A 17,264-nucleotide genomic window follows, 5' to 3' on the forward strand; every position below is an offset into this window, starting at 1 on the left:
CTTTCACTCTCCAGAATAGAACCATGACAAGGCGCATCCTGCGCCCCGTATTGTGCAGCGGCGCCAGTGTACTCATCCCTGCGCGGCCAATCGCATACCAGAAGCACAATCTGACATTTTATCGGCCAACGCCAGCCTGCCTGTATCCGCCCGCTGGCTAAGCTGTAAATTCTTAATCTGCATGTGCGAACGCGACATGAACGACACCTCGACGATCTACGCCTGGCAGGGCATCAACCGCAACGGCCGCAGGGTGTGCGGGAAAATCTCGGGGCATGACCCTGCGTGGGTCAAGGCACGACTGCGCCAGCAAGGAATCTGCCCCGAACATGTGCGCAAGCGGTCGTCAGGCCTGCCACGCCTGGCGGCGCCGATACTGCCGGCTGACATCGCCCTTTTCACCCGCCAACTGGCGACGCTGTTGAAGGCCGGTATCCCGCTGTTACAAGCCTTCGACATTATCGGCGAGGGCGTCGAAAACCGCACACTGCGCGAGTTGGTCAAGGGTATGAAGCAACACGTCGCCGCCGGTAACAGCCTGACCGGTACGCTGCGCCAATATCCGCGTTATTTCGATGACCTGTACTGCCACCTGATTGCCGCCGGCGAACAGGCCGGAGCCCTGGAAACACTGCTGGAGCGCGTGGCCATTCATCTGGAAAAAAGCCAACGGCTCAAGACCAGAATCACGAAAGCCATGACCTACCCGCTTGCCGTGCTGGTGGTGGCCGGCCTCGTCAGCGCCGTGCTGTTGATACAGGTGGTGCCGCAGTTCCAGCACCTGTTTGCCGGAGTCGACAGCCAATTGCCCGGCTTCACCCTGGGGGTCATCGCCCTCTCCGACTTTCTGCAACAGGCCTGGTGGATACTGGCGCTGGGCCTGGGCACGCTCATCGGCGGGCTGCGCCACGCCTACCGTAGTTCTGCGCGTTTTCGCTACCGGCTGGAGGCGGGTTTGTTGAAAGTCCCCCTGGCAGGCAAACTGTTGAACAAAGCTGCCGTCGCCCGCTACGCCCGCACGCTTGCAACCACCTTTGCGGCAGGTGTTCCCCTGGTGCAGGCGCTCGGCTCAGTGGCCGGCGCCGTCGGCAATGGCCCTTTCAAACAGGCAATCGAACATATGCGCCACGATGTATCCACAGGCATGCAGTTGAATCAGTCCATGGCCGCCAGCGGCCTGTTTCCAGGCATGGCGATCCAGATGACGGCCATCGGCGAAGAGTCCGGCACCCTGGACCACATGCTGGAAAGGGTCGCAAACCATTACGAGGCCGACGTAGAGAGCCTCGTCGATAACCTCACAAGCTTGATGGAACCGCTGATCATGGTGGTACTGGGGAGCATCGTCGGCGCGTTGGTGATTGCGATGTACCTGCCGGTGTTTCAACTGGGTTCGACATTTTGAGCGCGTTGTCGGGCGAGCAGCCCTGGGCGTTTGTCGGCATGGCGCTGGTGCTGGGGCTGATCGTTGGCAGTTTTATCAATGTGCTGGTGTGGCGCCTGCCCAAGATGCTCGAGCGCGAATGGCGCGCACAGGCCCGTGAGATCCTCGGCCTGCCCGACGCGCCGGCGGGGCCGGTCTATAACCTGATGCGCCCGAATTCCTGCTGTCCACACTGCGACCAACCGATTCGCCCCTGGGAGAATATCCCCCTGCTCAGCTACCTGATGCTCAAGGGGCGTTGCGCCCGTTGCCGTGCATCCATCAGCGCGCGCTATCCGTTCACCGAACTGGCCTGTGCGCTGATATCCGCCACCATAGCCTGGCACTTCGGCTTTGGCTGGCAGGCGGGCGCGGTGATGCTGCTGAGTTGGGGGTTGCTGGGCATGAGCCTGATTGATGTAGATCACCAACTGCTGCCGGATGCCCTCGTGCTGCCGCTGCTATGGCTGGGGCTTATCCTTAACAGTCTGGGCCTGTTCGCAACATTGCCCGATGCGTTATGGGGCGCGGTGCTGGGCTACATGAGCCTGTGGAGCGTGTTCTGGCTGTTCAAGCTGGTGACCGGCAAGGATGGCATGGGCCATGGCGACTTCAAGCTATTGGCGCTGTTCGGTGCCTGGGGCGGCTGGCAGATACTGCCGATGACGCTGCTGATGGCGTCACTGCTCGGCGTGTTTGCCGGGTTGCTGCTGATGCGCTGGCGCAAGACGCACGTGTCGGCACCCATGCCATTTGGACCCTGCCTGGCAATTGCCGGCTGGATTGCATTGCTCTGGGGTGGTCAAATAAGCGACTTCTATTTGCAGTCTGTCGGTTTCACATGACCACTCCTGTTGCAACACCCTGGATTCTTGGCCTCACAGGCGGTATCGGCAGCGGTAAAAGCGCTGCGGCCGAGCACTTCACCACGCTGGGTGTCGACCTGGTCGATGCCGATCATGCCGCCCGCTGGGTGGTCGAGCCAGGCCGGCCGGCGTTGGCGCGCATAGCCGAGCATTTCGGCAGCGCTGTGCTGCAGGCGGACGGCCAACTGGACCGCGCCGCGTTGCGCACATTGATTTTTGAAGTACCCGAAGAACGTCGCTGGCTCGAGGGCCTGTTGCACCCGCTGATCGCTGACGAGATTCGCGATCACCTGGCACGCGCCCGGTCGCCCTACGCGATCCTGGTGTCACCGCTGCTGATCGAGTCCGGCCAATACCGCATGACCCAGCGCATCCTGGTGATCGACGTGCCGCAATCCCTGCAGATTCAGCGTACCCTGCAGCGCGACGGCATCAGCGAGCAACAGGTGCAGGCGATTCTCAAGGCCCAGTCGAGCCGCGAAGACCGCCTGAACCATGCCGATGACGTACTGGTCAATGACCAGGACCTTGCCTGGCTGCACGGTGAGGTCGAGCGACTGCACCACTTTTACCTTACTTTGCGTGGAGGCCGATCATGAGCCAACCCTTGACCGTCGACTGCCCAACCTGCGGTGCACCCGTGGAATGGAAACCCGACAACCTCAACCGGCCGTTCTGCTCGGACCGTTGCAAACTCATCGACCTGGGTGCCTGGGCCGCTGAAGAACACAAGATCCCGGTAGCCCCGGACGCCGAAGACGAGTTGTTTTCCGAAGACCTGCCGCCGCGCCACTAAGGCCGCATAAAGGCATATTCCTGCTGGTCGTCGAGGTTTTCCGCAAGGTATTGCAACTCGTCGGCCAAGTCTTCAAAGCTGCGAACGCCCTTGCTCTGCTGCACCACCGCGCTGAGCATGGCGCGCAGGGTCAGGCCTGGATCAAAACCGATTTCCTGCGCGGCATCCTGGCTTCTGCGCAGTTCCTGCCGTGCCCATTCGTACACACTCATGATTGGTGCTCCTGAAATTTCGCAGAGCATGGGCCTGTGCGCTCGGCACCTTTTTGATCTGGATCAACGCGCTGAATCGTCATCCTTCCACGGCGCCGAGAGGTAGCGGGTGCGGTTGAAAGTCTCAAGCCATTCCGGGCAAAACACCACCAGGGCACTGATCACCATGCCGTTGATAAACGCTTCGGGAAAGATGATCAGCCACAGGTAGCCGACGAAATCCTCCAGCCATTGCGGCATTTCAAATCGACCATCGAACCACAGCAACCCCAGGCCGACCAACAGGCAAAGCAACGCCGACAGCGCCGCAGCGAAAAAACCGGAACAGAAGATATACACGAAGGGGTTTCGCGGTTGCGCCCGCTCCACGAGTCGCGCGCAAAGCTCAGTGATGAGTACCGGAAGGCCAATCAACAACAGGCCATTGACGCCGACAGCGGCGAGGTCCTGACGCCCCAGCCATACCAACCCCAACTGCGCGGCCACCCCACCGACGATTGCGAGCGGCCAATCCAGCAACAGGGTCACCGCGGTCATGCCAATAAAGTGGTACGACACGCCCGTATCGAAATCCCGCCGCACCAGCCACAACATGAACAGCGCGAACACCGTGCCGAACAGCAAATGCTGGCGACGTCGGTCGGCAAACAGTTCGACCCAGGGCGCACGCACAATCGCCCAGATCACCAGCGGGGCATACAACAACCAGCCGATGCCGAGCGTTTGCGGCGCCAGTACCGTCGAGGCGATCACCGTTTCACCTGCCTCAGCGACTCGCGACCTTTCATGGGCCTGGCTGCGTCGATCCTGCGCATAAACGTCTTGTGTCCAGAGTCATTGCCGGATAGTCAGTCTACATCGCCAACGTTCGGGTTGCCGAGTAAACCGTTTAGAAGCTGGCACGGAAAAAACAGGCACTGCAGTGCGCTGTTGATCGATAGAGAAACTAATACCAGCCGTAGTATTACTGCATTGCAGCCGCTGTCCCCTTCAAATAAAACCTTGAGGTCTTTTAAACCAATCGAAGGAGCAGGAAAACAAGACCTCTTGTGAGTACTGGGCGCATCTATGACAGACAGCATTACTTACCCGCTTTTGATCGATAAGCACGTGCTAGCGAGTGACCGCGGCGCACCGAAACTTGATACGACTTTAAAAAACACACTGATGAGACGAACACCGGTACGCACCTCGCTCATTTATATCAACGCGGCATTGATTATTGCACTCGCCATGACCGCACTGCTGCTCGAAGAAAATGGCGCGGTTGATCTGCCCTGGTACGCCAAAGCCTTAAGCATGATCATCCTGGGATTGGTTTACGCTCACTTTACCGAGCTGCAACATGAACTGCTGCATGGGCACGCCTTTAAATCACAACAATTGAACCGGGGATTGGGATTTATCTGTGGCCTGTTCATGCTCAACTCTTTTTCCCACTATAAATATCATCATCTTCGCCATCACCGGCATCTGGGCACTCCACAAAACAGTGAGTTTTTCAATTACCCGGAAAAAGGCATGGACAGCCCCTGGAAGTTGGCAAGTGCCGCCATCAATCCAGGCAGATTCATGCGCGTGGGCGCGCTCATGTTTAAAAGCATCACCGGAGCAACACTGCAGGATGTAGAAGACAGCAAAGCGCAAAAGCAGACGAGACAGGAATATTGTGCGTATTTGTTCATCGTCGCTGCGGCGATCGCTTTCACTTTATTGACCGGCTCATGGTTTTTGGTACTGGCCTGGCTCATCCCAATGGTGCTGATCGCCGAGCCCGCCCACTACCTGATCGAACTACCGGAGCATTTCGGCCTGGATGCCTACACCGAACCGAACTTCAACAGGAACACCCGAAGCATCGAGGCATCCTGGCTGGCCCGTTGGTATACAAACGCAAACAACCTGCACACCGCCCACCACAGTCTGGCGAGCGTACCCATGGGGCGTTGCCAGACGCTACATGACTGCTCTCGTGCCAGCATGGAGGTGATCGAGCCGGATTATTGGACGTTTTATCGCAAGGTCATGTCCGGCGAGCTCAAGCCATTCAACCGCGCCGGTCAATGACCGTCCGCCATGGCTGACGGCGTTGCTTCAAGCACAGGTTATTTTCGATATCCGAAGACATAGATCATCCCTGCGCTCGCCAGGATTACGCCGACGACTTCAAGTGTGCTGGGCACTTCGCAAAGGACGAAGATTCCCAGCACACTGGCGATGCACGGGACCAGCCCACCGAAAATGGAGCCGCGTGTCGCCCCCAGCACGGTCACCGCCTTGGTATAGAACAGCAGCGCGACAATGGCGGCAAACACGCCTTGAAACAGTCCCTGGAACACGATTTCGGACAACGGAGCAGCAAGAATGCCCGGTGTTCCCCAAAGAACATACAGAGGCAGGTACAGCAGCATGGATACTACGGATACCAGCGCTGTCGCCTGAAAGGCATCGACATCCCACGCGCGCGAAGCAATGGTATAAACCCCCCATAACGCGCCGGCTGCAATAAACAACAGATCCCCCAGCCAGACCTGCCCTCCACTGTCCGTCATACTCCGCCAGCCCGAGAGCATTGCCCCCGCCATGACCACCAGAATTCCGATGAGAACGGCTTTCGCTGGGCGGTCGCGCAGTATGAACCAGCCTCCGAGAGTGGAAACCGCAATCATCGCACTGGGAATAAGCACACCGGCATGTCCGGCGGGCGCATAAGCCAGTCCGATGATGCCAAGCAGTACGTGGGGAATACCCTGGCCCACCGTAAGAACCAGCGTCTTCGGCAAACCGAGGGTTCCGGTTCCTTTTTTCAGGACAAAAGGCAGCAGGATCAGCCCGGCCACCATGAAACGCAGGGCGGCTATGTCATAAGCCGACAGCGTTTTTTGCACACCAAAACGGGAAAGGACAGGCCAGGCGCCCCAGATGAGCGCTGACAGGAGCCCAAAGCAGACGGCGACGTAAAGTGTTTTTCGATCGACTGCATGCACGCTGCTCATGGCCTGTCCTTTCTCACTCACGCTGACTTTATGGAACGATCGGGTGCTGCGCTTTCAACCACATGCAGACCGTGGGTGAAATTCGAAAAGCGGTAAGGGTTCATCGGGTCATCACATCCGGCTTCAATCAGAATGCGTTGGCCCAGTCCGAGCGCCTGCGCCTGGTCGATCAAGACTTCAGTCATGATCTGATCCGCCAACGAAACGCCGGTGCTGTCGAAAATGGTTGGCTTCATCTGGTAATGCGCATAGTCCTGCGGCGCTTTGACGATCCTGTGTAATTCAGGACCGATGCAACCGTATTCCTCTTCAGTCAATTGCTGACACTCACCCTCGTTCAACGCCTGTTCCAGATAATCAGGCACCAGGAACGAGCTTTTCAGCAATTGCGTCGATAGCTCATATTTTCTGGGTGTGTCGGCCCCTACGGCATTGATATGCACATGCGGCTTCATGCCGCCCGCGTGGACAACCGGCCCGGCATCAAGCCCGATGGAGGTCGCCACGCAAATGATGTCGGACTCGGCCAGAACCCTTTCCTTGGAAACAATGGTCGGGGTGATGCCCAAGGCGGCGACGCGCTTGGCGAACGTAGCCTCTACGCTCGGATCTATGTCGTGTACCAAGACCGCATCAAAATCATAGATTCGACTCAGCGCATGGGCCTGGGTCACGGCCATGGCGCCTGCGCCAATCAGCCCCAGAGTTTTACTTTCAGGGTGAGCCAGCAATTTTGACGCAACGGCCGATGACGCACCCGTCCGCACCGCTGTCGCGAATACGCCGTCAACTACAGCGATAAGGTGACCGTCCCTGACGTCGTATAAGGAGTTGGTCGCCATGACCGTCGGCATGCCACGATTGAAGGGATTGCCCGGGTGGTAGCCAACCACTTTGAGCGCAACGTTCTTATCGCGTCGGTAAGCAGGCATGAATTCAATCAGGCCCATTTCCGGCGTTTCATAGACAAACCCGGTACGCGGCTGGATCTCCACTTCACCATTGCCAAAAAGCGTAAGCGCCTGACGTAACCTGGCAATCGTTTCGTCCATTAAGGTGTCGAGGCCGACTGCGGCGGCGATTTGACCGATATTTTCCTCCGAGAGGATAATGGTTGCTCGTTGTGCCACGGTGTCGCTCCTATAGGTTTGGAAAGTTGATTCAGAATCAGGCGGGCGCCAAATGCTGTTTATTTATTGATTCGACGAAACCGCCGAACGTTATTTTTAAATAGAGGAATGTGCGTGTACGGCATGAATACCCGCACACTGTTGACACAATTTGCTTCGGGCGATCACGGAGATGAGTCAAAGGCTATTTAATCAAGCCTACGTCTGTTTCAAAAAATACGAGACTCTTGGAACAGAGTCGATGGAGTATTTCTTCAGGGGGTATTAGATTTACTAAAGGGCAAACAGCAGCGAACCGGGTGGCTAATAGTCTGCGCTGCGGCCCAAGTTTTACAAGCTTCTTAGCGAACCGGCGAGTGAATGGGTCAACCAGGCTTCAAACTTTTCCAGTGCCTGCATTTTCTGAGAGTACTCAGGTTTCAGAAAGGTATAGCAATTATCGCCGGAAAAGCGAGTGCCCAAGACTTTTTCCAACTGACCGCTGCGTAACTCATGTTCGACCAGGATGGATTCTATTAACGCCAATCCTTGTCCATGAATGGCCGCCGTTAACGCCATATGCCCCTCGGTAAAGATCAACGCAGTCTTGCTGAGGTCCAGGGATAAACCTAGCTCACTGAAGACGCCCCTCCAGCTTTTATGAAGTTTCCTGTGGTCTTCAGTTTTTGATTCGTAACTGATTAACTTGTGATCATACAGATCGGCGTAATGATTGATCGCCGGTGATTTATTTATATAGGCAGGGCTTCCAACAATAATAATATCCGAACAGCCGAGCACCGTGCTGTTGGGTGGAGGATTCTCACCCTTGCCGAACCTGATGGACGCATCGATACCATCGCTGCGAAAACTCCTCACTTCGCAAGACGCATCAATCACAACATTGAGATCCACATGTTGTTCGTAAAACTTGTTTAAATTTGGAATGAGCCACTTAACGGCAAATGAAGGCGGGGCGGAGATAGAAAGAGTGGTCCTTTGAGTCCCGATAATTTCTTCGGCGACAGCGGCCAATTCGCCCAGTGCTTTCTGCGCAACGCCAGCGAGCCGCTGTCCGGCGTCAGTCAGCGTCAGGCCCTTGGCATCCCTAATGAACAGTGGGCAGTTTACGTAGTTTTCAAGGTTCTTGATCTGCTGGCTGGCGGCCCCTTGAGTGACGCATAGCTCCACTGCGGCCTTAGTTACACTTAAATGCCGGGAGACTGCTTCAAACGCTTTTACAGCATTAAGTGGCGGGGTCTTCATGGGGCGCTTCTTATCTATCCATAGAAAATTCACTGTTTCGACTCTAACCCAAGCCGCCTGTGTTGCCTAGACTTACCCAAATTCACTTGATAGCAAACGCCTGGACGCCGTTATGCGATATTCGTGGCAGTCTTTTATCTCTCATGCAACTTCGCGCACTGTTTAAGTGCATGATGTAGCGCCTGAATACTTGCGCCAATGCGCCGCACCATCGCCGCGCAGCTGGGACATCGCCTCCCAGACGTCTCCAGTGTCGTAGCGAGTCTTCCTGCGGTCATCATTTGAACGCTAAGCTAGGCAGATGGATGACTCAGATTATTTGCGCTTGCTCACCGTAGCAGCCGAACAAGCCAACGCATTCCTGTCCAATGCCCGCAAATGGGAGCGTGAGCGTTGGGTCTGCCAGCGCCTGCTGCAAGGCTTGAACGTGCCCTATCGCGCCGAAGAGTTCCACGCCGCAGGCACCGAGCCGCCGGACGTGCTGTTTCGCGACGCCAGTTTTGAAGTGTTCTTTGTATTGGACGAAGGCCGCCGCCTGAACGACGAATGGCGCGACGAATTGCTGCGCAGGCGCAGCGCTTTCTCCTTGAGCCAACTGGTGCGTCGCGAAGCCAAGCCAAGACGCATTCCCGCCCATGAGTTCCTGTTGCGCCTGGCACCGACACTGCGCAAGAAAGCGCACAACTACAAGGAACGCGGCATGGACCTGGGGGAGCTGGACCTCATCGCCTTCGCCAGCCTCAAGCGCGAAGTGCTGGACCTCAACAGCCACTTTCCGCCGCCCACCGAATATCTGCGCCAGGGCTGGCGCTCCCTGTCACTGGTGGGGCCGACCTTTGCGCGGGTGCTGTTCGCTCATCCGGACGCGCCGGATTTCTTGCGCAACAACCTGGGCCGCAGCATAGTGTTCGATGTGGGCATCAGCCTTTGATCCACAGGCTGTAACGTGACGCCCTTTTGCAACGTCTACCTGACGAGGCCTTTATGAGCAGCCGCCTGAAACCCGATGACCAACAGCATGTCGAAGAGTACCTGCAACTCTCCCAGCACAGAGTCGAGCGCAAGCCTTTCAGGCCGTGGCTGCTCCTTGGTGTGGTGCTGGTGGTGGTGATCGGGCTCGGTTTGCTGAGCCGCCTTTTGAGTTACCTGACGCTATGAGCTGCCTGGCGCTCGCGGGGGTAACTGCTCCGATTTCTTTTAGCCTTGCGAGATATCCCCATGACCCATCGTATTATTGTCGTCGGCGGCGGTGCCGGCGGCCTGGAGCTGGCGACCCGCCTGGGTAAGACCCTGGGCAAACGCGGCAAAGCCAGCATCACGCTGGTGGACGCCAACCTGACGCATATCTGGAAGCCGTTGCTGCACGAAGTGGCGGCCGGCTCGCTGAACTCTTCGGAAGACGAACTCAATTACGTCGCCCAGGCAAAATGGAACCACTTCGAGTTTCAACTGGGGCGTATGAGCGGGCTTGACCGCGAACAAAAGAAAATCCAACTGGCCGCCACCCTCGACGAAGAAGGCCGGGAACTGGTGCCTGCGCGCGTCCTGGGCTACGACAGCCTGGTCATTGCAGTGGGCAGCACCACGAACGATTTCGGCACCGAGGGCGCCGCGCAACATTGCCTGTTCCTCGACACCCGTAAACAGGCCGAGCGCTTTCATCAGCAGTTGCTCAACCATTACCTGCGCGCCCACGCCGGGCAGACCGACACGGTCGAACAAATCAGCGTCGCCATCGTCGGCGCCGGCGCCACCGGTGTTGAACTGGCCGCCGAACTGCATAACGCCGCCCATGAGCTGGCGGCGTATGGCCTGGACCGCATCAAGCCGGAAAACATGCACATCACCCTGATCGAAGCCGGCCCACGGGTATTGCCCGCGCTGCCGGAGCGGATTGGCGGGCCGGTGCACAAGACTCTGGAGAAACTCGGAGTGACCGTGCTGACCAACTCGGCCGTCAGCGAAGTGACCGCCGACGCGCTGATCACCAGCAGCGGCCAGGTGATTCCGGCCAGCCTCAAAGTCTGGGCTGCCGGGATCCGCGCACCGGGTTTTCTCAAGGACATCGATGGCCTGGAGACCAACCGCATCAACCAGCTGCAGGTGTTGCCGACGCTGCAGACCACCCGCGACGAAAACATCTTTGCCTTTGGCGATTGCGCCGCCTGCCCGCAACCAGGCACCGACCGCAATGTGCCGCCACGCGCGCAAGCCGCTCACCAACAGGCTTCATTGCTCGCCAAGTCGCTGAAGCTGCGGATTGAAGGCAAGGAGCTGCCGACCTACACATACACCGACTACGGCTCGCTGATCTCGCTGTCGCGCTTTTCCGCCGTGGGTAACTTGATGGGTAACCTGACCGGCAGTGTGATGCTCGAGGGCTGGCTGGCGCGGATGTTCTACGTGTCGCTGTACCGTATGCACCAGATGGCGCTGTATGGCTTTTTCCGCACGGCGATGCTGATGCTGGGCAGCAAGATCGGACGCGGCACCGAGCCGCGCCTGAAACTGCACTGACAAGATAAAACAAATGGGGTAGGAGCGAGCTTGCTCGCTCCTACAGACGGCGGTGAAGCCCCCACCTACCTCGCGCAGAATCGCCATCTGAACCAGCCTCAGGCAAGACGCGCCTAGTTATGTAAGGCTTTTTTCGAAGTAAACGCGATCGAAACCATACTCCGTGCGCTCAGCTACTTTTACATAACCAAGCTTGGGATATATCGAGAGGTTGTCTGCCATCTTCGCATTGGTATAGAGATGAACGGCGTTCACACCGCGCGCGCTGGCGGTTTTTTCACAAAAGCTGATCAGCGCCCTTCCAACCCCCCGCCCGGCTGCGCTCGGGAGGACTGCCACGTTCTCCAATAGGCAATACCCGTCCTTGACATAGAACACAATAAAGCCCTGAAACCTGGCTTGATCGTCAAGCGCAACATAGACCACTCCGGCCGCTATCTGCGTGATGAAATCGGCGATCATCGGGGCTGGCTTGCGCCCGATCACGGGCACATAACGCGCGTAGGCTTGTTCAGCGCAATGCCTGATCTCGAACTCATCACTTGCTTCGGCTAACCGGATCATATCGCTGTCCTTAAGGCGCTCTATACCGCCAAGCTGTTATCTGCAACTTCCCATCCTGGATGCTTCCCTTCAAAACACTGGACGTTTTGAAAAAGAATTACGCAGCCCATCACTCCATTGGCGGGCACGTTATGGCTCGCCTAGCTGAACAATCGTTTTACCAAAATTACGTCCCTTGAGTTGGTCAATCAAGGCTTGCGGCGCTGTATGCAACCCATGGGTAATCTGCTCGCGATAACTCAACTTGCCGTCGGCGATCCACTGGACCGCCTCCTCGAGAAAATCTGCCATTTGCTCTTCAGCGTATTCCGTCTGGATGAAACCGCGCAGAGTAAGGCTCTTGCTCATTATCTGCGCCATCGTATTGGATAGACGATCAATGCTTTCCTGAGCGCCGGACGGTTTCTCGTATTGAGAAATAATCCCGCAGACAGGAACGCGAGCGTAAGTATTCAAGAGCGGCAGTACAGCATCCCAGATTTTTCCGCCGACGCTTTCAAAGTACACATCAATGCCGTCCGGGCAGGCGTTGGCCAGTTGTTCTGCAAAGTCCGGCGCGTTGTAATCGGCGACTGCATCGAAATGCAGCTCGTCCTTCAGGTAGGCGAGCTTTTTCGCACCGGTAGTAATGCCTACCGCTCGAGCGCCACGCAGGCGGGCGATTTGTCCGACCATAGAGCCGACCGCGCCACTCGCAGCAGCAACCACTACGGTTTCACCGGGATTGGGCTTGCCAATGTTGCGCAAACCCGCATAGGCCGTGAAACCTGTCATTCCCAGTACGCCCAATGCGGTGGAAGGCGGTGCCAGGTCTGGATCAAGTTGACGCAGGTCGCTGCCATCTGAAATGGCAAAGCGTTTCCACCCGGAAAAAGCCAATACCCACGCACCGACTGGCCAATCAGGATGATGGGACTCCCTCACCCGGGACACCGTGGCGCCGACGATGACCTGGTCGATCTCGATAGGCTCGTTATAGGATTTTTCCGCCCTCATCCACCAGCGCATATAGGGGTCAATGGAGAGGTAAATGGTCTCCAGCAGAACTTCGCGCTCGCCTGGTATGGGTACTGCGACATCTTCAAGGCGAAGGTCGGATGGCTTCAGGTCCCCATCCGGGCGCGCCGCCAGCACGACCTGCTGATTCGATAGCGTTGTCATTACATTTCTCCCGCTCAGGTTGACCAAATGATCCGGTGGGCAGCTTTCGCCGCACTCACATACAAAGTGTATGTAATTAATGTATTAACATACGCACTGCATGTCAATGCACCCGTGATTGATAAGGAGAGCCTGATGGCGCGACAAAAACGTGCGGATATGATTGCGTCAACACGCAGCAAGTTGATCGCTGCAGCCCGCAAAGCCTTTGCAGAAAAGGGCTACGCCGAGACCGCCATGGAGGATCTGACAGCGGATGCCGAACTGACACGCGGTGCGCTCTACCACCACTTCGGCGGTAAGAAAGGCCTGCTGGAAGCCGTTATTGCCCAGATAGACGAAGAGTCCTCTGCGCACCTGCGTGCAGTTGTAGAACAGGCCAGTACGCCTTGGGAGGGGTTCGTAGAGGAAAGTGTCGAATGGATCAAGCTGGCACTTAACCCGGAAATTCAACGTATCGTTCTGCTGGATGGCCCTGCGGTCCTTGGCGATCCGGCGCGGACGGCCAGCCAGAGCGCCTGCCTGGCCAGCACTATGCGTAGCATTCAAGCGTTGATCGACCAGAACGTGGTCAAACCGGTAGATGCACAGGCCACTGCCTATCTGGTCAATGGTGCAGCGTTGAATGCTTCTCTGTGGATCGCTGGCGCGGCGGATCCACACAAGGCATCGACACAGGCAATCGCCAGCTTTCGTATTTTGCTATCGGGGTTGCTGCGATAGCGTTTGGCGGGCAAGCATCACAGGTAGTTCTTCTGGTGTAATCGGGGGCGGGTCGAATCGTCGCACCGCCCCTCCCACAGTGTTTCAATCGGTCCTGAGTTTCACGCAGGCAAAAAAAATCCCCGTATCTTTCGATACGAGGATTTTTAATATGGTCGGGGTAGGGGGATTCGAACTCCCGACATCCTGCTCCCAAAGCAGGCGCGCTACCGGACTGCGCTATACCCCGGTAATAAAAAGGCGACCTTTCAGTCGCCTTCTTCGATCAGCGCTTTTGGCCTCTGATCTTAAGATCTGATTCCAGCGTGAACTGGTCTCAAAAATGGTGGGTCGTGTGGGATTCGAACCTACGACCAATTGGTTAAAAGCCAACTGCTCTACCAACTGAGCTAACGACCCAAATATGGTCGGGGTAGGGGGATTCGAACTCCCGACATCCTGCTCCCAAAGCAGGCGCGCTACCGGACTGCGCTATACCCCGGTTTGAAATTGGCTCCGTGACCAGGACTCGAACCTGGGACCCAATGATTAACAGTCATTTGCTCTACCGACTGAGCTATCACGGAACTATATATTTCAAAGTACAACATATTTCAAAGTACAACATATTTCAAAGTACAACATATTTCAAAGTACAACATATTTCAAACTACAACATTTACCGCTGTGTAGCTTCTCTTCGACCCTGTCCGTATCGCTACGTTAGCGTCTCTGAGGCGCGCTATTCTACAATCTTAAAAACCCCTGTCAACCCTTTAAATTGCTTTTAAGACAATGATTTGCGCTTCTTTCTGATTTCTTCTTGGGGAGAAGAAACCCGTGGGCTGACGTTGCTGCGGGGCGCACTTTACAAGCCTTTGCCTTACAGTTCAACGCCCTATCGAAAAAAAAGGCCCCGCAATGCGGGGCCTCCTCTTATCGCACTGGCCGCAGGGCTTAATGGAAGACGATTTCGTCGTTCTCCACCGTCGCCTCGACGCTGGTGCCCGGCATAAAGCTGCCCGACAGGATCAGCTGTGCCAGCGGGTTCTCGATCCAGCGCTGGATCGCACGCTTCAACGGCCGCGCGCCGTATACCGGGTCGTAGCCCACCGCAATCAGCTTGTCCAACGCCTCGCTGCTCAGCTCCAGGGCCAGCTCGCGCTCGGCCAGACGTGCTCGCAGGCGTCCGAGCTGGATCTCGGTAATGCCGGCTATCTGATCCCGCGCCAACGGCTCGAAGATCACCACTTCGTCCACCCGGTTGATAAATTCCGGCCGGAAGTGGGTGGTCAGCGCGTCCATGACAGCGGCCCGCTGTGCCTCGCGATCGCCCACCAGCTCCTGGATCTGCGACGAGCCCAGGTTGGAGGTCATCACGATCACCGTGTTGCGAAAATCCACCGTGCGTCCGTGGCTGTCGGTCAGGCGACCATCCTCCAGCACTTGCAGCAGGATGTTGAACACATCCGGGTGCGCCTTCTCGACCTCATCCAGCAGGATCACCGAGTAGGGCTTGCGCCGTACGGCTTCGGTCAGGTAACCGCCCTCCTCATAGCCCACGTAGCCTGGTGGGGCGCCGATCAGGCGAGCCACCGAGTGTTTCTCCATGAACTCGGACATGTCGATGCGCACCATGGCCTCTTCGGTATCGAACAGAAATTCAGCCAGGGCTTTGCACAGCTCGGTCTTACCCACGCCGGTAGGCCCAAGGAACATGAACGAACCACTCGGGCGATTCGGGTCGGACAACCCGGCGCGGGAACGCCGCACCGCGTTGGACACCGCCACCACCGCCTCTTCCTGACCGATCACGCGCTGATGCAGCAGGCTCTCCATCTTCAGCAGCTTGTCGCGTTCGCCTTCAAGCATCTTCGACACTGGAATACCGGTCCACTTGGAGACCACCTCGGCAATTTCTTCCTCGGTCACCTTGCTGCGCAGCAACTGATTCTCGCTGTGGCCATGCTGGTCGACCATCTGCAGGCTGCGTTCCAGGTCCGGGATTACCCCGTACTGCAACTCGGCCATGCGGTTCAGGTCGCCTTTACGGCGCGCGGCTTCCAGTTCCTGGCGTGATTGCTCGATCTTCTGCTGGATCTGCGCAGAGCCCTGCACCTCGGCTTTCTCCGAAGTCCAGATTTCCTCGAGGTCCGAATACTCGCGTTCCAGGCGCACGATTTCTTCCTGGAGTTTCTCCAGGCGTTTCTTCGCCGCGTCATCCTCTTCTTTTTTCAACGCCTGGGATTCGACCTTCAGTTGAATCAGGCGACGGTCCAGGCGGTCGAGCACTTCCGGCTTGGAATCGATCTCCATACGGATGCGGCTGGCCGCTTCGTCGATCAGGTCGATGGCCTTGTCGGGCAACTGGCGATCAGTGATATAGCGATGGCTCAGCTTGGCCGCCGCAATGATCGCACCGTCGGTAATCGCGACTTTATGGTGAACCTCGTAGCGCTCTTTCAGGCCACGCAGGATGGCGATGGTGTCTTCTTCGCTGGGCTCTTCCACCAGGACCTTCTGGAAACGTCGCTCAAGCGCCGCATCCTTTTCTATGTACTGGCGGTACTCGTTAAGCGTGGTCGCACCGACGCAATGCAACTCGCCTCGCGCCAGGGCAGGCTTGAGCATGTTGCCGGCATCCATGGACCCCTCGCCCTTGCCCGCGCCGACCATGGTGTGCAGTTCGTCGATAAACAGAATGATCTGCCCTTCCTGCTTGGACAATTCATTAAGCAGGGATTTCAGGCGCTCTTCGAACTCGCCACGGAACTTGGCGCCGGCGATCAACGAGCCCATGTCCAGGGACAGCAGGCGCTTGCCCTTGAGCCCGTCCGGCACTTCACCATTGATAATGCGCTGGGCCAGGCCCTCGGCGATGGCGGTTTTACCCACGCCAGGCTCACCGATCAGCACCGGGTTGTTCTTGGTGCGACGCTGCAGCACTTGGATAGTGCGACGGATTTCGTCGTCACGGCCGATGACCGGGTCAAGCTTGCCCTCTTCGGCGCGCTTGGTCAGGTCAACGGTATATTTATCCAAGGCCTGGCGCGATTCCTCGTGATTGGGGTCATTCACCGCCTCGCCGCCACGCAGGTTGTTGATGGCGTTTTCCAGGGCTTTCTTGCTTACGCCCTGGCCCAGCAACAACTTGCCGAGCTTGCTGTTGTCGTCCATGGCGGCGAGCAGCACCAGTTCGCTGGAGATGAACTGGTCACCTTTCTGCTGGGCCAGGCGGTCGGCCTGATTCAGCAGCCGCGCCAGGTCCTGCGACATATTCACGTCGCCGGTGGGATTCTGGATTTTCGGCAGTTGGTCGAGCTCTTTGCTCAACTCCTTGCGCAGGCTGTTGACGTCAAAGCCCACCTGCATCAACAAGGGTTTGATAGAACCACCTTGCTGCTCGAGGAGCGCCTGCATCAAGTGCGCCGGTTCAATCGCCGGGTGGTCGAGACCGACGGCCAGGGACTGGGAGTCCGATAAGGCCAACTGCAATTTGCTGGTTAAACGATCAATACGCATTAGTCACCTTCCTTTTGAGCAGGCCGGAGCTATGAACAAACACATCCTGAATGAAGAAACCTGCCAGATACCCCTATAGATGGGGTGGATTCTGCGGGATTCAAGCAGTGGATGGTTGATACAGATCAGG

17 protein-coding genes and 4 tRNA genes are annotated in these 17,264 nt (G+C 57.2%); 9 read left to right on the forward strand and 12 right to left on the reverse strand.

What is annotated here, in order from left to right; all coding sequences use genetic code 11:
- Positions 1–196 precede the first annotated feature (196 nt).
- From BFP90_RS09130 to yacG, 4 genes are read left to right on the forward strand one after another with little or no spacing between them, the layout of a single operon-like run.
- Positions 197–1,405 (forward strand): type II secretion system F family protein, encoded by a 1,209-nt coding sequence (locus BFP90_RS09130; protein WP_065896496.1) that lies wholly within the window; start codon positions 197–199, stop codon positions 1,403–1,405.
- The gene (locus BFP90_RS09135; RefSeq protein WP_065896497.1) at positions 1,402–2,268 is read left to right on the forward strand and encodes a prepilin peptidase; all 867 of its coding nucleotides are present in this window, start codon (positions 1,402–1,404) and stop codon (positions 2,266–2,268) included. Before BFP90_RS09130 ends, BFP90_RS09135 begins: the two co-directional genes overlap by 4 nt.
- Positions 2,265–2,888 carry a dephospho-CoA kinase gene (coaE, locus tag BFP90_RS09140; protein ID WP_065896498.1) on the forward strand — a complete coding sequence of 208 codons (624 nt, stop codon included), beginning with the start codon at positions 2,265–2,267 and terminating at the stop codon, positions 2,886–2,888. Before BFP90_RS09135 ends, coaE begins: the two co-directional genes overlap by 4 nt.
- A complete protein-coding gene (gene yacG, locus BFP90_RS09145) occupies positions 2,885–3,085 on the forward strand; it encodes a DNA gyrase inhibitor YacG (protein ID WP_065887991.1) in 201 nt (66 codons plus the stop codon). The genes coaE and yacG overlap by 4 nt, the downstream gene beginning before the upstream one ends.
- Here the strand turns inward: yacG and BFP90_RS09150 are convergent.
- Positions 3,082–3,297, reverse strand: a complete 216-nt coding sequence (locus BFP90_RS09150) for a hypothetical protein (RefSeq protein ID WP_003171680.1) — start codon at positions 3,295–3,297, stop codon at positions 3,082–3,084. The two genes, yacG and BFP90_RS09150, sit on opposite strands and share 4 nt — an antisense overlap.
- A 63-nt stretch (positions 3,298–3,360) precedes the next feature.
- Positions 3,361–4,050: an energy-coupling factor ABC transporter permease gene (locus BFP90_RS09155; RefSeq protein WP_065896499.1), complete on the reverse strand. Its 690-nt coding sequence runs from the start codon at positions 4,048–4,050 to the stop codon at positions 3,361–3,363.
- Positions 4,051–4,365: 315 nt separating this feature from the next.
- On the opposite strand from BFP90_RS09155, the gene BFP90_RS09160 reads away from it, so the two are divergent.
- The gene (locus BFP90_RS09160; protein ID WP_083203193.1) at positions 4,366–5,364 is read left to right on the forward strand and encodes a fatty acid desaturase; all 999 of its coding nucleotides are present in this window, start codon (positions 4,366–4,368) and stop codon (positions 5,362–5,364) included.
- 38 nt (positions 5,365–5,402) lie between these two features.
- Here the strand turns inward: BFP90_RS09160 and BFP90_RS09165 are convergent, their stop codons facing one another.
- The 3 genes from BFP90_RS09165 to BFP90_RS09175 form a co-directional block, all read right to left on the reverse strand.
- The gene (locus BFP90_RS09165; protein WP_065891876.1) at positions 5,403–6,293 is read right to left on the reverse strand and encodes a DMT family transporter; all 891 of its coding nucleotides are present in this window, start codon (positions 6,291–6,293) and stop codon (positions 5,403–5,405) included.
- A 17-nt stretch (positions 6,294–6,310) separates the two neighbouring features.
- A complete protein-coding gene (locus tag BFP90_RS09170; protein WP_065896501.1) occupies positions 6,311–7,423 on the reverse strand; it encodes an ornithine cyclodeaminase family protein in 1,113 nt (370 codons plus the stop codon).
- A gap of 330 nt (positions 7,424–7,753) precedes the next feature.
- Positions 7,754–8,668, reverse strand: coding sequence for a LysR family transcriptional regulator (locus BFP90_RS09175; protein WP_065896502.1), 915 nt, complete (start codon positions 8,666–8,668; stop codon positions 7,754–7,756).
- Positions 8,669–8,969: 301 nt separating this feature from the next.
- Here BFP90_RS09175 and BFP90_RS09180 point away from each other — a divergent pair, with 301 nt between their 5' ends.
- From BFP90_RS09180 to BFP90_RS09190, 3 genes are read left to right on the forward strand one after another with little or no spacing between them, the layout of a single operon-like run.
- Positions 8,970–9,599, forward strand: coding sequence for a DUF1780 domain-containing protein (locus BFP90_RS09180; RefSeq protein ID WP_065887993.1), 630 nt, complete (start codon positions 8,970–8,972; stop codon positions 9,597–9,599).
- 53 nt (positions 9,600–9,652) lie between these two features.
- On the forward strand, positions 9,653–9,826 hold the full coding sequence (locus BFP90_RS09185) for a DUF3094 family protein (protein WP_065887994.1): 174 nt from the start codon (positions 9,653–9,655) through the stop codon (positions 9,824–9,826).
- Positions 9,827–9,886: 60 nt separating this feature from the next.
- Positions 9,887–11,185: an NAD(P)/FAD-dependent oxidoreductase gene (locus BFP90_RS09190; RefSeq protein ID WP_065891873.1), complete on the forward strand. Its 1,299-nt coding sequence runs from the start codon at positions 9,887–9,889 to the stop codon at positions 11,183–11,185.
- A gap of 117 nt (positions 11,186–11,302) precedes the next feature.
- Here BFP90_RS09190 and BFP90_RS09195 read toward each other — a convergent pair whose 3' ends face one another.
- On the reverse strand, positions 11,303–11,749 hold the full coding sequence (locus BFP90_RS09195; RefSeq protein ID WP_065896503.1) for a GNAT family N-acetyltransferase: 447 nt from the start codon (positions 11,747–11,749) through the stop codon (positions 11,303–11,305).
- A gap of 129 nt (positions 11,750–11,878) precedes the next feature.
- Positions 11,879–12,910, reverse strand: coding sequence for an NADP-dependent oxidoreductase (locus tag BFP90_RS09200; RefSeq protein WP_065896504.1), 1,032 nt, complete (start codon positions 12,908–12,910; stop codon positions 11,879–11,881).
- 135 nt (positions 12,911–13,045) lie between these two features.
- Here BFP90_RS09200 and BFP90_RS09205 point away from each other — a divergent pair, with 135 nt between their 5' ends.
- Complete coding sequence (locus tag BFP90_RS09205; RefSeq protein ID WP_065896505.1) at positions 13,046–13,633, forward strand: TetR/AcrR family transcriptional regulator; 588 nt, start codon at positions 13,046–13,048, stop codon at positions 13,631–13,633.
- A gap of 152 nt (positions 13,634–13,785) precedes the next feature.
- Here BFP90_RS09205 and BFP90_RS09210 read toward each other — a convergent pair.
- From BFP90_RS09210 to clpB, 5 genes are all read right to left on the reverse strand, one after another.
- Positions 13,786–13,862, reverse strand: a tRNA-Pro gene (locus BFP90_RS09210).
- Positions 13,863–13,956: 94 nt separating this feature from the next.
- Positions 13,957–14,032: transfer RNA gene (locus BFP90_RS09215), tRNA-Lys, on the reverse strand.
- Between the two features lie 5 nt (positions 14,033–14,037).
- Positions 14,038–14,114 (reverse strand) — tRNA-Pro (locus BFP90_RS09220).
- Positions 14,115–14,123: 9 nt separating this feature from the next.
- Positions 14,124–14,199: transfer RNA gene (locus BFP90_RS09225), tRNA-Asn, on the reverse strand.
- 370 nt (positions 14,200–14,569) lie between these two features.
- The gene (gene clpB, locus BFP90_RS09230; RefSeq protein ID WP_065887998.1) at positions 14,570–17,134 is read right to left on the reverse strand and encodes an ATP-dependent chaperone ClpB; all 2,565 of its coding nucleotides are present in this window, start codon (positions 17,132–17,134) and stop codon (positions 14,570–14,572) included.
- Positions 17,135–17,264: the final 130 nt, after the last annotated feature.

The sequence above is a fragment of the Pseudomonas sp. 24 E 13 genome (assembly GCF_900004715.1).
Taxonomy (GTDB): Bacteria; Pseudomonadota; Gammaproteobacteria; order Pseudomonadales; family Pseudomonadaceae; genus Aquipseudomonas; species Aquipseudomonas orientalis_A.